The organism is Streptomyces violaceusniger Tu 4113, from assembly GCF_000147815.2.
GTDB lineage: Bacteria > Actinomycetota > Actinomycetes > Streptomycetales > Streptomycetaceae > Streptomyces > Streptomyces violaceusniger_A.
This window is the reverse complement of record NC_015957.1, coordinates 4089550-4103168: the sequence shown is the minus strand read 5'-3', so window position 1 is coordinate 4103168 and position 13619 is coordinate 4089550. Positions and strand designations below refer to the sequence as shown.

13 protein-coding genes are annotated in these 13619 nt (G+C 73.1%); 8 read left to right on the top strand and 5 right to left on the bottom strand.

Annotation, left to right across the window (positions count from 1 at the left end):
- Positions 1-49 precede the first annotated feature (49 nt).
- Positions 50-835 carry a DeoR/GlpR family DNA-binding transcription regulator gene (locus STRVI_RS17600; RefSeq protein ID WP_043239049.1) on the bottom strand — a complete coding sequence of 262 codons (786 nt, stop codon included), beginning with the start codon at positions 833-835 and terminating at the stop codon, positions 50-52.
- Positions 836-962: 127 nt separating this feature from the next.
- Here STRVI_RS17600 and STRVI_RS17595 point away from each other — a divergent pair, with 127 nt between their 5' ends.
- The 4 genes from STRVI_RS17595 to STRVI_RS17580 all read left to right on the top strand — a co-directional run bounded on the left by STRVI_RS17595 (position 963) and on the right by STRVI_RS17580 (position 4262).
- Positions 963-1856 carry an SIS domain-containing protein gene (locus STRVI_RS17595; protein ID WP_014057017.1) on the top strand — a complete coding sequence of 298 codons (894 nt, stop codon included), beginning with the start codon at positions 963-965 and terminating at the stop codon, positions 1854-1856.
- 78 nt (positions 1857-1934) lie between these two features.
- Positions 1935-2774, top strand: a complete 840-nt coding sequence (locus tag STRVI_RS17590; protein ID WP_014057016.1) for a class II fructose-bisphosphate aldolase — start codon at positions 1935-1937, stop codon at positions 2772-2774.
- Between the two features lie 147 nt (positions 2775-2921).
- On the top strand, positions 2922-3623 hold the full coding sequence (locus STRVI_RS17585; protein WP_014057015.1) for a glycoside hydrolase family 75 protein: 702 nt from the start codon (positions 2922-2924) through the stop codon (positions 3621-3623).
- A gap of 180 nt (positions 3624-3803) precedes the next feature.
- Positions 3804-4262 (top strand): STAS domain-containing protein, encoded by a 459-nt coding sequence (locus tag STRVI_RS17580; protein ID WP_014057014.1) that lies wholly within the window; start codon positions 3804-3806, stop codon positions 4260-4262.
- Here the strand turns inward: STRVI_RS17580 and STRVI_RS17575 are convergent.
- The 4 genes from STRVI_RS17575 to STRVI_RS17560 all read right to left on the bottom strand — a co-directional run bounded on the left by STRVI_RS17575 (position 4161) and on the right by STRVI_RS17560 (position 10540).
- Entirely contained in the window at positions 4161-5162 is a 1002-nt protein-coding gene (locus tag STRVI_RS17575; RefSeq protein ID WP_014057013.1) for a sigma-70 family RNA polymerase sigma factor, read from the bottom strand. The two genes, STRVI_RS17580 and STRVI_RS17575, sit on opposite strands and share 102 nt — an antisense overlap.
- Positions 5163-5272: 110 nt before the next feature.
- The gene (locus STRVI_RS17570) at positions 5273-5506 is read right to left on the bottom strand and encodes a DUF6296 family protein (protein WP_014057012.1); all 234 of its coding nucleotides are present in this window, start codon (positions 5504-5506) and stop codon (positions 5273-5275) included.
- A gap of 92 nt (positions 5507-5598) precedes the next feature.
- Positions 5599-10176: an HAD-IC family P-type ATPase gene (locus STRVI_RS17565; protein WP_014057011.1), complete on the bottom strand. Its 4578-nt coding sequence runs from the start codon at positions 10174-10176 to the stop codon at positions 5599-5601.
- Positions 10177-10255: 79 nt separating this feature from the next.
- Positions 10256-10540 (bottom strand): hypothetical protein, encoded by a 285-nt coding sequence (locus STRVI_RS17560; RefSeq protein ID WP_150112897.1) that lies wholly within the window; start codon positions 10538-10540, stop codon positions 10256-10258.
- On the opposite strand from STRVI_RS17560, the gene STRVI_RS50000 reads away from it, so the two are divergent.
- From STRVI_RS50000 to cseB, 4 genes are all read left to right on the top strand, one after another.
- Positions 10533-10997 carry a hypothetical protein gene (locus STRVI_RS50000; protein ID WP_050993680.1) on the top strand — a complete coding sequence of 155 codons (465 nt, stop codon included), beginning with the start codon at positions 10533-10535 and terminating at the stop codon, positions 10995-10997. The two genes, STRVI_RS17560 and STRVI_RS50000, sit on opposite strands and share 8 nt — an antisense overlap.
- A gap of 347 nt (positions 10998-11344) precedes the next feature.
- Complete coding sequence (locus tag STRVI_RS17550) at positions 11345-11920, top strand: helix-turn-helix transcriptional regulator (protein WP_043239043.1); 576 nt, start codon at positions 11345-11347, stop codon at positions 11918-11920.
- Between the two features lie 146 nt (positions 11921-12066).
- The gene (locus STRVI_RS17545; protein WP_014057008.1) at positions 12067-12849 is read left to right on the top strand and encodes a hypothetical protein; all 783 of its coding nucleotides are present in this window, start codon (positions 12067-12069) and stop codon (positions 12847-12849) included.
- Complete coding sequence (gene cseB, locus STRVI_RS17540) at positions 12846-13619, top strand: two-component system response regulator CseB (protein WP_014057007.1); 774 nt, start codon at positions 12846-12848, stop codon at positions 13617-13619. The genes STRVI_RS17545 and cseB overlap by 4 nt, the downstream gene beginning before the upstream one ends.

The following is a 13619-nucleotide window of genomic DNA, read 5'->3' as shown; positions in this document are numbered from 1 at the left end:
CGCTCCGGGCCCGTCGGCCACTTCGGGCCCGTCCGGCACTTCGGGCCCGTCAGGCCCTGATCACGCGGACACCGGCCTCGGTGTACGGAGCAACCAGCTCCGCATCGGCGCCGGTGTCCGTGATCAGCACATCGATCTCCTCGAGTGCGCAGATCCGGGCGAACGCCCGGCGGCCCAGCTTGGAGCTGTCGGCCACGACCACCACCCGGGCCGCCCGGCCGGCCATGAGGTGGTTGATGCTGGCCTCCCCCTCATGGTGGGCGGTCGCGCCCTGGACCGTGTCCAGCGCGTCCACGCCGAGGATCGCCAGATCCAGCGACACCTGGCCCAGCACCCCGGTGGCCAGCGGCCCCATCAGCTCGAAGGACTGCGGACGGGCGACCCCGCCGGTGAGCACGATCTTGACCTGGGGGCGCACCGCCAGCTCACTGGCGATGTTCAGGGCGTTGGTGACGACCGTGACAGCCGTGCCGCCGCCCGGGGCGGATAGATCGCCGCGCAGGGAGATGGCGCGGGCGACCTCGGTGGTGGTCGTCCCGCCGTTGAGACCCACGATCGAGCCCGGTTCGGCCATCCGGGCCGCCGCGGCGGCGATCCGCTGCTTCTCCGAGGCGCGCCGGGCGGTCTTGTAGCGCAGCGGAAGGTCGTACGAGAGGTTCTGCCCGACCGCGCCGCCCCGGGTACGCGTCAGCATCTGCTGCTGAGCGAGCTCATCCAGGTCGCGGCGGATGGTCGCGGCGGACACCGCCAGCTCGGCGGCCGCCTCCTCCACATCGATCCTGCCGTCCCTGGTCAGCAGATCCAGCAGGGCGTTCCAGCGCTCGGGCCGTTTCACGTCGATCACCCTACCCCGCGCACATCGGCTCTGGACTTTCATGCGTGATCCTGCGCATTATCTGCTCGCACGAAACAACTCCGCGCATGAAAAGTGCTCGGGTCATCCGTGCGACGAGGGGGGTCCCATGAGCCACACCGAGGCCGAGATCGCGAGCCAGCCCGACTGCTGGCGGCGCGCCATCGCCCTGGCCCGGGATCCGGAGGGGCCCGTACAGGCGGCGCTGCCCCGGCCGGGTGAGCGGGTCGCCGTCGTGGGCTGCGGCACCTCGTGGTTCATCGCCCAGTCGTATGCGGCGCTGCGCGAGGCGGCCGGCCAGGGCGAGACGGACGCCTTCGCGGCGTCGGAGATGCCGGCCGGCCGCGTCTACGACCGGGTGGTGGCACTGTCCCGGTCCGGTACCACGACCGAGGTGCTGGAGCTGCTCGGCGCGGTGCGCGGCCGGGTGCCCACCACCGTCATCACGGCGGTTCCCGACTCCCCGGTCGTGGGCGTCGCGGACGCCGCGGTCGTGCTCGACTTCGCCGATGAGCGGTCGGTGGTGCAGACCCGCTGGGCCACCAGCGAACTCGCCCTGCTCCGCGCCCACTTGGGCGCGCCGCTGGAGCACCTGGAGGCGGACGGCGAGGCGGCACTCGCCGAGCCGCTGCCCGGGGCGCTCGTGGACGCCGGGCAGTTCACCTTCCTCGGGCGGGGCTGGACCTACGGGGTCGCCCAGGAGGCCGCGCTCAAGATGCGCGAGGCGGCGGGGTCGTGGACCGAGGCATATCCGGCCAAGGAGTACCGGCACGGCCCGATCAGCGTGACCGGCCCGCGGAGCGTGGTGTGGTGGCTGGGCGAGGGGGCGTCGGATGTGGCGGACCAGGAGATCACCCGCACCGGCGGCCGGGTCGCCGGGTCCGGCCGCGACCCGCTGGCCGAACTGGTGGTGGTGCAGCGGCTCGCGGTCGCCATCGCGGCGACGCGCGGGCTCGACCCCGACGAGCCACGCCATCTCACCCGCTCGGTGATCCTCGGCTGAGCCGGGACCGACGGAACACGCGAACCGAACGAACACGGAAACGGCCGGAATATGGAAACGAGCGGAAGGAGCCGGTAGATGCCGCTGGTGGCCACCGGAGAGATCGTCGGGACGGCCGCACGCGCCGGGCTCGGCGCGGGTGCGTTCAATGTCATCCAGATCGAGCACGCCCAGGCGATCGTGGCCGGGGCGGAGGCGGCGGGCGCGCCGGTGATCCTGCAGATCAGCGAGAACGCGGTGCGGTATCACGGCGCCCTGGCCGCCATCGGCCGGGCGACCGTGGAGGTGGCCCGCGCGGCACGGGTGCCGGTGGCCGTGCATCTGGACCACGCCACCGGGCCGGAGCTGGTGCGGGAGGCGGTGGACCTCGGCTTCGGCTCGGTGATGTTCGACGCCTCGGCCCTGGAGTACGACGGCAATGTGACGGCCACCGCCGAGGTGGCGGCCGACTGCCATGCCCACGGGGTGTGGGTGGAGGCCGAGTTGGGCGAGGTGGGCGGCAAGGACGGCGTCCACGCACCGGGTGCCAGGACCGATCCGGCCGAGGCCGCCGCCTATGTGGCGGCGACGGGCGTGGACGCGCTCGCGGTCGCGGTGGGCACCTCGCACGCCATGGTCGTCAAGGCCGCGGTGGTGGATCTGCCGCTGGTCGCGGCGCTGCGCGCGGCCGTGCCCGTACCGCTGGTGCTGCACGGCTCCTCCGGAGTGCCCGAGGCGGATCTGACCCGGGCCGTGGAGGCGGGGCTGACGAAGGTGAACATCGCCACCCATCTGAACGTGGCCTTCACCCGGGCGATCCGCGACCATCTCGCGGGCCACCCCGAGGTGGTCGACCCCCGCCGCTATGTCGCGGCCGCGCGTGACGCGGTGGCGCGCGAGGTGGCCCGGCTGCTGAAGCTGGTGCGGGCCACGCACTGAGGGGCCCCTGCCGGAAGGTGTTCCGAAGGCCGCCGATTCGCGCGGTATCACGCATCGGTTTCCCCGGGCGGGCGTATTGACATGAGCTTATCAACTCGCCAGGATGCCCGACGAGGTTAGGAAAGGTTCCTAACAAAGGGGTGTCCTATGCGCAAGCGTTTCGCTTTCGTACTCGCCGCGGCCGGACTGCTGGCCGGCTCCGTCACCGCCGGCGCCCATGCCACCACCCGGGGCCCCGCGCCGGCCCCCGCGAACACCAAGGAGGGCACGGTCACCGCGGCGCAGCTGCTCGCCAAGGTGCAGGGCTGTTCACAGATATCCAGCGGCAAGTACCGCACCGACGACGAGACATCGGCCAACATCCCGGTCTGCGGTGCCAATGGGGCGGTCTTCTGGAAGGCCGATATGGACATCGACTGCGATGGCCAGGTGACCTCCCGGTGCAACGAGAACACCGACCCGTGGTTCCAGGACGACACCGCCTTCCACCAGTCGGACGGCAAGCCCCTCGTCGCCGACAAGCTGCCGTACGTCGTGGTGCCGAGCCCGAGTTCCACCTGGGACTACACCAAGTCCGGCATCAAGGGCGGCGGTGTGGTCGCGGTCATCTACAACAACAAGGTGCAGTACGCGGTGGTGGGCGACACCGGGCCGACGAAGATCATCGGTGAGGCGTCCTACGCCACGGCCAACGCGCTCGGCATCGACCCCGACCCGGAGACCGGCGGCGCCGAATCGGGGGTGACGTACATCGTCTTCAAGAACTCCTCCGTCTCCCCCATCGAGAACCACGACAAGGCCGTGTCGGTCGGCGACGGTCTGGCGAAGCAGTTCATCCAGAACAACTGACCCCGCCACCCCGGCGGCGAACGGACTGTGGTGCACGGCCCCTGACGGCCGTGCACCACAGTTGTGCGTCCGCGAAGCGGCGGCATCGCGGGGCGCGGCCGGAGGGGTGCGGCGATGACTTTTCCTCAGCCGGGCGGTCTTCACCGGTGAACAGGTGAACACCACGACAGGAGGTGGACGTTGGCCCGTCCCGAGCCCGAGAAGCCGCCCACGCCGCCCCCGGCCCCGGCCCCGCCGTCCCCGGCCGTGCTGGTCCTGGGCCGGCCGGTCACCCGCGCCGAGGTGGAGCGGCTGTGCGAACGGCTGTCCGCGCTGGCGCGCCTGGCCGGTCCTGGACCGGTCACCGTGGACGTGGGCGGGGCGGGCCGGCCGGACCTGGCCGTCGTCGAGGCCCTGGCCCGGCTGCGGCTGACCGCCGGCCGGCTGGGGCGCGGGATCCAGCTCCGCAACGCCTGCGGCGAACTGCGGCGGCTGCTCGCCTGGACGGGGCTGGACGAGGCCCTGACGACCCCCGCGGCGTCAGGGCACGCCCTGGCGTCAGGCCACGCGCTCGGGCTCGAGCTGGGCGGGGAGGCCGAACAGGGGGAAGAGGCGCTCGGTGTCCAGGAAGGAGTTGAGCCCGGTGATCCGGCCCCCTGATATCTCGAGGACCTGAAGCGCCCAGGCTTCATGGCGGCCGTCGGGGCCACTCGGACGGTACTGGCCGAAGGCGGGCAGGCCGTTGGCCACGGTCGGGACCAGACGGGAGCCGCGGCAGCCGATGCCATGGCCCAGCAGCCACTGGCGGATGTCCTCATGGCCGCGCAGCCACAGCTCGTACGGCGGCATGGAGAGCGTGGCGTCCTCATGCAGCAGGGCGGTGAGGGAGTCCAGGTCATAGCGCTCGAAGGCGTCCACATAGCGGGCCAGCAGGGCGCGCTGCTCCTCGTCCAGCGGCTTGACCGGGTCGGAGTCGCTGATCTCGCTCGCGGCGAGGGTGGCCCGGGCGCGCTGCAACGCGCTGTTGACGGACGCGACGGTGGTGCCCAGCAGCTCGGCGACCTCGCTCGCCTTCCACGCCAGCACCTCGCGCAGGATCAGCACCGCCCGCTGGCGGGGCGCCAGGTGCTGCAGCGCGGCGATGAACGCGAGCCGCACCGCGTCCCGCTGGGCCGCCACCTCGGCGGGGTCTCCCCCGGCCGGCAGCACCTGGCCGTCCGGGACCGGCCCGATCCAGGTGGCCTCCGGCTGCTCGGCGAGCGCGGCCGGGAACGGGGTGGCCACGGAGGTCAGATCCATAGGCCGGGCCCGGCGCTTGCTCCCGTTGAGCATGTCCAGGCAGACATTGGTGGCGATGCGGTAGAGCCAGGACCGCAGCGCGGAGCGGCCCTCGAAGCGGTCCAGGCCCCGCCAGGCGCGCACCATGGTCTCCTGGACGGCGTCCTCGGCTTCGAAGGCCGAGCCCAGCATCCGATAGCAGTAACCGGTCAGCTGCGTGCGGTACGGCTCCAACTGGAGCTCGACACCGGTCGCGCCGTCCATCGCCGCCACATCACTCATCGCCGCACCTCATCGCTCTTCGGACTCCCATGGGGCAAACGTAGCGGGCACCACTGACAACGGCGCCGACCTGCGGAGACGACAGACGCATCGGGCACCGGACGGGTGATTCAGGACACCGGGCGGGCGCTGACCGCGGCGGCGTGCACCTGATGGCCGCCACTGGCGATCATCCGCACCTCGTCACGGTCGCTGATCTCCGCCCGCACGATGCCGGTGTCGTCCGCGTACACAGGGTGCCCGCCCGGACCACTGCTGTCCGTACGGTGCACCACCACGACATCCTCGGTCCCGGGGACGGTCGCATCCACGAAGATCAGCTCATACCTCTCTCGGCTCCGCATCACACCCTCCTCCACACCGACCCGCCCCCGTCATCCCAAACCGGGACATTCAACACTATCGCTCGGGCCGGGTGGCGCAAGAGGTTCGGTGGTCACCGGGATGCGGCGGTCGCCTCCGCCCCGTCGGCGGCGTCCGCGCCCTCCGCCGCACCCTCCGCCTGATCCGCTTGATCCGCCTGATCCGCTTGGTTCGCTTGGTCCCCTTCAAGGGGCGTGCTCTCCAGGCGCAGCAGCGGCGCCAGGAGGGGGCCGGCCAGGGTGGCCGCGGTGATGGACCCCAGGGTGATGGCCCAGGCGACCGGGCCGAGCGGGGTGCAGTCGAAGAACTGGCTGACGCCCGGGGTCTGGATGATGGCGGCGAGCACCGCGGCGGAGCCCAGCCCGGCGATCAGGACGTGCCGGTCCAGGCCGCCCGTGGTCAGGGTCTGCGCGAGCTGGGTGCCGACCAGGGCGGCGAGCGCCACCGTACCGGCCCGGCGGCTTCTGCCGGTGACCCGGGCGCCGGTCCACGCCAGTCCGGCCCCGGCGGCCGTGATGACGCCCCGCAGCAGCATCTCCTTGGTCAGCGCCGCGCCCAGGGAGCGGCTGGGGCCCTCCTTGAGCAGCCGTTCGCCGGTGTGCCCGGTCGGCTCGCGCACCGCGATGGCGAGCGCGGGCGCGAGGTCGGTCAGCAGGTTGACCAGCATGATCTGACGGGCGCTCAGGGGTGTGGCGCCGGTCAGGGCGGAGGTGGCCACACTGAAGGTGACCTCGCCGAAGTTGCCGCCGATGAGGATGGCGAGGGCCGCGCGCACCGAGGCCCACATGGCACGCCCCTCCATCAGGGCCGAGACGATCGTCTCCAGGCGGTCGTCGGTGACGACCAGGTCCGCGGCGGCGGTCGCGGCGGGGGTACCGCGCCGCCCCAGGGCGATCCCGACGTCCGCGAGCCGGATCGCGGGAGCGTCGTTGGCGCCGTCCCCGGTCATCGCCACCACCCGGCCGAGGCGCTGATACGCCTGAACGATACGGACCTTGTGGTGCGGGCTGCACCGGGCGATCACGTCCACCGTCGGCAGCAGCTCGTCCAGCTCCGCGTCGTCCATCTCGTCCAGCTCCGGACCGGTGCACACCTTGGGCTCGGGGAGATCCATGATGGGGGCGGCGATGGCGTCCGCGGTGGCGGGGTGGTCGCCGGTGAGCATCATGGTCTGCACACCCGACTCGCGAAGCCGCGCGAGGGCGGGGGCGGCGCTGGTGCGCACGGGGTCGGCGATGGCGATGAAGCCGAGGAAGTCCAGGTCCCGTACGGCCTTGTCGGACAGCTCCTCGCCCTCCCGCATCCGCCGCTCGGCCACCGCCAGGACCCGGCGACCGGCACCGGCCAGCTCTTCCGCGGTCTCGCCCAGCTTCCTGATGCCCTCCGCGTCCAGTTCGGTGGCCTGGCCGGTGCCCGGGGTGCGCCGCCGTGCGACCCGGTCCAGGACGCCTTCAGGCGCGCCCTTCACGCTGAGCAGCGGACCGTGCACGGTGCGCCCGGTGGTGGCGTGGTAGGCGCGGGAGGGTTCGAAGGGCAACGCGTCCGTACGGCGCCAGCGGGGCGCTCCGCGCCGCACCCCGACCCCGGCCCGGCGCGCCCCGACGCTCACCGCGCGGTCGGTCTGGTGCGCCATGGGCTCGGACTGGCGGGCCGGCGGGGTCGCGCGCAGGGCGGCGGCGAGCACCGCCTTACGGGGCGCGTCGAGCCGGTCGGCGGGGAGCGGGCCGCCGCTGTCGCTGACGGCCGCGAGCTGGAGGTTGCCCTCGGTGAGGGTTCCGGTCTTGTCGAAGCACAGCACGTCGGCGCGGCCGAGCGCCTCGATGGTGCGGGGGTTGCGGACCAGGGCGCCGAGGTCGGCCAGTCGGCGGGCGGCGGCCAGCTGGGCCGCGTTGACCAGGAACGGAAGCCCTTCGGGGACGGACGCGACGGCCAGGTTGACGGCGGAGGCGAGGTTCTTGGTGAGCGGGAGGCCGTGCAGCAGTCCGGCGCCGGCGACCGCGGCGGCGGATCCGAGCGCGATGGGCACGCTGGACCGGGTGAGCGAGGTCAGCCGCGCCTCGACACCGGTGACCGGGGCGGCCTGGCGGGCGGTGGCCAGGCTTCGGCCGACCTCGGTGGCCGGTCCGGTGGCCACGACGACGGCCACGGCGCGCCCCGCGGAGACGGTGGTGCCCTCGTAGAGCATCGACCGGCGCTGGGTGATGTGCGCGCCGACGACCGGCGCCGGATCCTTGCTCACGGGGAGCGATTCGCCGGTCAGCGAGGACTCGTCGACCTCGAGCCCCTCGCCCTCCAGTAGCCGGCAGTCGGCGGGCACCACGTCCTCGGGGCCCAGCATGACGATGTCGCCGGGGACGAGGTCCCCGGCGGTCACGAGGCGTTCCGTACCGCCCCGGCGGACCCGGGCGCCGATCGCCGAGCGGGCGAACAGCTCGGACAGGGCCCGCTCGGTCCTGACCCGCTGGAATCCGCCGACCAGGGCGGAGATGCCGGTGATGGCGGCCACCAGTGCGGCGTCGGTGCGCGAGCCCACGGCGGCCGCCAGGGCGGCCCCGGCGGCGAGGACCGGGGTCAGGGGGTTGGCCAGCTCCTCGATGAACGCGGCGGGCAGGGTGGTGCGGGTGGGCTCGCCGCGGCGCGGCCCCAGCGCGGTGCGGGCGGTCGCCTCCTCCGGGCTGAGGCCGTCGGGGCCGGTCTCCAGGCGCTCCAGCACCCGGGGGACGGGCATCAGATGCCAGGGGGTGGTGGTCACCGGCGGGTCCATGGGGCGGGCGAGGAGCTGGCGTGCCCGCCAGTGGCCCAGGGCGAAGGCCAGGGTCCCCGCGGTGGTGCCCGCCGCGGCGGCCCGGGCGGTGGCCTGGTTCGGGGCCGCCTGGAGGGCGGCCACCGCGCCGACGGCGCTGCCGCCCGCGGACAGCAGGGCGCTCTCCCGGTCGACCCGCGCGGCCACGCCCACGGCGTCCACGATGAGCCCGGCCGACTCCAGGTCGGCGCCGACGAGCAGATGGGCGCCCCAGGCCGGGGGCTCGCCGTCGCGGTGCACGCCGACGCCGCAGTCGGCGGCTCCCAGGGCCCGGCGGTTGCCGGAGAGCAGCAGCACCACGGCGCCGTCGGCCTGCAGGGACCGTACGGAGGCCACGAGGCGGCGGCCGGCGGGCATCACGGCGTCGGCGAAGGTGAACCCGGTGGGATGGGGCCGGTCGGTGGCCAGGACGATGCGGGATCCTGCCCGGCGGGCGGCGGCCGCCACGGCCTCGGCGCCCGGCACGGTCTGCGGGGCGAGGCCCACCACCGCCTGGAGCGTGCTTCCCCGGGCCAGGCCGAGCACCCGCTCGCTGCCCCTGCGGCGGAGCCGCGCCGCGGTCTGCTGCCCGGTGCGGCCCGTCAGCTCCAGCCGGTCCAGGGGGCCGAGCACCCATCCGTTGTCGTGGCGGGTCTCCAGTGGCTCATCGGGGTCGAAGAGGCCGAAGAGCCGCTCGGCGGTCGGCTCGGGGTCGGCGCCGCCGAGGAGTTCCAGGTCGATGGGCTCGTAGCGGTCGCCGCGCAGCGCCGCCTCGTCCAGCACCACGGTGTCGACCTGGCCCAGCCGCCGCAGACTGCTGCGGTCCATGGCGAGGACGCCGCGCAGGGCGAGAAACTGGCCGAGGCTGGTCGCGAACCCCTCCCGGCCGGCCCCCGGCGCCTTGGGCACGGACGAGAACGCGACCGCGAATCCGCGACGCGGACCGGCGAACGGGGCCGCGAGGACACCGGCCGCGGCCCCGGCGGCCATGGAGCGCTCCGCGAAGCGCTCCACGGTGTCCTTGGGGGGCTTTCCGGGCCGCTCGACCACGATCGGCTCGGCCACCACGTCCTGGGGGCCGTGCACGAGCTGTGGCTCCATCGCCGCCCAGGCCCGGCCCTCCGCCTCCGCCTCCCGCCACAGGGCCGCCCGCTGGACGAGGTCGAGCGCGAGCCCGCCACCCCGGGTGGCCACGCCCTGGGTCAGCGCGGCCAGCACCGGCAGTGCGGCCTCGGTGGGCTGCCCGCGGGTGATGGCCAGGGCCAGCCGCCGCAGGCGGGGGTGGTGCTGGATGATGGACAGGGTCGCGGCCGCCTCGGTCGGCAGTCTGAGCCACGGGGTGAGCCGCAGGGCGGTGGCCACGCTCAGCCCCACGACGTCCGCCGCCACGACGGCCAGCGACTGGGCCTCCTTCGCGCCGCCGGAGGGATGGCGCGGCTCCGGGGCCCACTCGTCGAACTCCTCGGTGGGCGCGACGGGCTCCTGGACCTCCGCGCGCTCGATCCGTGCGATCAGGTCCTGCTCGGACGGGGGCGGCTTGCCCACGGCCACCAGGACCCGCTCGGAGGGCGCGTTGACCCGTGCCCACTGCACCCGCGGATGCTCCTCGAGGGCCCGTTCCACCCGGCGGGCCACCTGCTCGCCCCCGATCCCGTGCACCCCGCGGACCTCGATGTAGTACCTCCCCGGGTAGGACCAGATCCCGCGCTGGGAGGGCCGGACCAGCCGCCCGACGGCTCCGGCGGCATCCCGCACACCCGCGGCCACACCGGCCTTGATGGGCGCGAGGAGCTGCAGGGGTGGCAGGGACAGCAGCTTCAGCGTCGCCAGGGGCAGATGCAGCGGTGACAGCGGTGACAGCGGTGACATCGAGGGAACCTCCGCTCCCCGGGCGGCCTGCCCGGTTCATCCCTATTACCCTTAAATAGGAAGAAGATTCAATCCGCCATCACCGTGTGGACGTGAGACCAGTGACCACTCCCGCTACTTCACGCAAGCGCAGCTCCTCGACAGCCGCGAAGAAGACGGCACCGGGGCGCGGCGGCAAGTCGACGAAGTCCCAGGCCGCGGCAGCCACGTCGGCCACGTCGAAGTCTTCGGAGACGAAGAAGGCGACGAAGACCACCAGGCCATCGAAGACCACGCAGCGACAGCGGACGGCGAAGGCCGCCAAGGGTGCCATGGAGACGTCGCGCAGTGACGGCAGGCGCAGCCTGACCCTCACGATGCCCACGTTCGACACCATGGGCCACGCGACGAAGGAAACCCTCGGCACCGTCGGCCAGGCCACCAAGGGCACCCTCGACACCGTCGGTCAGGCCACCAAGGGAACCCTCGACACCGTGGGTCACGCCACGAAGGAGACCTTCGACACAGTCGGCCACGCGACCACCCGTGCGACCGGGGGCGCGGCGAGGGTGGCGCTGAAGCCGGTCGAGATGGCCCGCCGGGTGCTGCCCGCCAAGGGCGGACTCCCGCTGTACCTGGGGCTCGGCGCGCTGGGTGCCGTGGAGGTCATCGAATGGCCGGTGGCCGTCGGCATCGGGGTAGGTTATGCGGTGCTGCGCAAGGGCGGCATCATGGCCCCGCCGGCCGAGAAGGGCACCGAAGGCCGCACCGCGGACCGCTCGAAGAGCAGCCGCTCCGGAAGCCGCGCCAAGACCAGCAAGTCGGCCAAGGCCGCGGCGTAGCGCTCCCACCAGCGGCTCCCACCTCCCGCCGGTTCCATCAGCAAAGCGGGCAGAAAGCGGGCACAACTCTGTTGGAAACGGGCACCCCACAGTCACTGTAGCGTTGGTATACACCAGGAAGCGGATCTAACACCCGTCACTGAATTCCCCCTGGGGTCCGGCGCATTGCGTGGCCCGCTGTGCGCCGACCCTCCGTCACCTGGGGGTTCACCCGAGACGGACTGACCACTCCGTCACGAACCGACTGAAAGCGGTGACTCCTCTTGGCCCTCCCCCACAGCGCTCAGAGTGCCTCTCGAGTGCCCGGACAGGCAGTGCCCGCCGCCGCCTCGCGACACGCCACCGGAATGGCCACACTCGCCCCCGACCTCCATGTGGTGGCCGGGGACGAGGACTTCTGCCGACATTTCGGCGCATCCTCTGCTGAGTTGTGCGGCCGCAGCCTGTTCGACCTGCTGCACCCCAGCACCTCCTCCGTCCTGCGGGAACACTTCTCGCGGCTGCACGACGGACGGCGCACCCGCTTCACCGAGCGCGTCCTCGGCTGCCACTCACGCGGCCAGGTGTTCTCGGGCAAGCTGACCGGCACGGCCATCCAGGGCCGGTCCGACCGGCTCTCGTCCATCGTCGTCATGGTCAAACCGGATGACGAACGACCCGAGGAGGCACCCGCCCCCACCAGCCAGAAGCTGCTCTCGCCGCTGGAGGCCCGGATACTCGAGGGAGTGGCCACCGGCGCGTCGACCGTGCAGATGGCCGCCAAGCTCTACCTGAGCAGACAGGGCGTCGAATACCACGTGGGGTCGATGCTGCGGAAGATGAAGGCACCCAACCGGGCCGCCTTGGTCTCGCGCGCATACGCGGCGGGCATGCTGACCGTGGGCACCTGGCCGGCCCGGGTGCGTCCGGAATTCGTCAAATGAGGCCGGCCATGTGACACCACGTCACTCCGAACAGGCCCGGGGCGGCATGCCCCGGGCCTGTCGCCTTCGGCCGCCCCACCCCTACCGGCCGGTACTCCACGGGCCCGGCGTGAGACGCCTCCGCCGCTCAGTAGTCTGTGACGGCCATGCGTTCACTCCCCCACGCGTCCCGCACCGCGCGACGACGCCCCCGCCCCCGGCTGCCACGCGGCCTGCTGTCCGCCGTGGCGACCGCGTGCGCCATCGTGACCGCCGCGGGGTGCGCGGCCCAGTCCGGGGTGCGGGACGACGGCGCGGCGCCCTCGCTGTCGGCACCGGTCAGCGCCGTTCCGCTGTGGCCCCGGTACACTCCCTCGGCCACGTCGTCGCCCCGTCAGAAGCCGGACTTCGACCGCTATCTGCCGGTGAGCAGGCTCCGGCTGCCCTCGGGCGGACTGACCGCCGTCTCCGCGCAGGACCTGCTGCTCAACGACCCGAATGTGCCGGCGCTGGTGCAGAAGGAGATCTCCGTGTGCCCGGGCAGTGGCGACTGTCCGCTGCGGGGCGCCGTCCACCGCGATCTGACCGGCGACGGCAAGGACGAACAGGTGGTGGCGGTCGATCTGCCGAGACTCGATCGGACGCTGCTTCAGGTCTACACGGCCTCGGGCCGCACGGTCCGCCCCGTGCTGATCTACTGGGGCCCGCCGGGGCTCACCGGCGAAACCTTCGGCCGCGATCTGCTGATCAGCGCGACCGGCGAGGACGGCCGGGTCACCACGCGCTTCCGCTGGAACGGCCGCGTCATGGCGGCCGTGACGCCCGAGGGCGGCGCGGGCACCCGGGCGAAGGAGCCGGGGGCCGACCCGGGTGTCGTACCGGAACCAGCGCCGGGCAGCAGCCTCACGGCGGTCCCGGACCCCCGTACGGAGACGAGGACGACGCGATGACCACCGGCTTCCTCCCGCCCGGCCCCGCCCCGGGCACCGGCTCCCCGACCGAGGCACATCTGCTGCTCGTCGAGGACGACAAGGTGATCCGCAATACGGTGCGGATGGCCCTGGAGCGGTACGGCTTCACGGTGTTCACCGCGGGCGACGGTCTCACCGGGCTGGAGATCTTCCGTGAGAAGCAGCCCGATCTGCTCCTCCTGGATGTGATGCTGCCCGAGCTGGACGGCATCGGACTGTGCCGCAGGGTCCGCGAGTTCAGCCTGGCGCCGATCCTGATGATGTCCGCGCGCGGGGACGCCCTCGACGTCGTCTCCGGTCTCGAAGCGGGTGCCGACGACTATGTGATCAAGCCGTGCGAGAGCGCGGTCCTGGTGGCCCGTATCCGCTCGCTGCTGCGCCGCGCCTCCTTCACCCCCGCGGCCCGCGCCTCGCACGCCGAGGCGCGGAACGGGGCGGCGGAGCCGGACGGCGCGGCCGGGCCGGACACCCTCGCCTTCGGCGATCTGACCATCGACACCCTCGGCATGGAGGTGCGCCGCGCGGGAGAGCCGCTCGCGCTGACCCCCACCGAACTGCGGATGCTGCTGGAGTTCGCCGGCTCGCCCGGTGTGGTGCTGGAGCGCCGTACGCTGCTGAACCGGGTCTGGGACCACGCGTGGCAGGGCGACACCCGGGTGGTCGACCTCCATGTGCAGCGGCTGCGGGCGAAGATAGGCGCCGAACGGATCGAGACGGTCCGCGGCTTCGGATACAAGCTGCGACGCTGA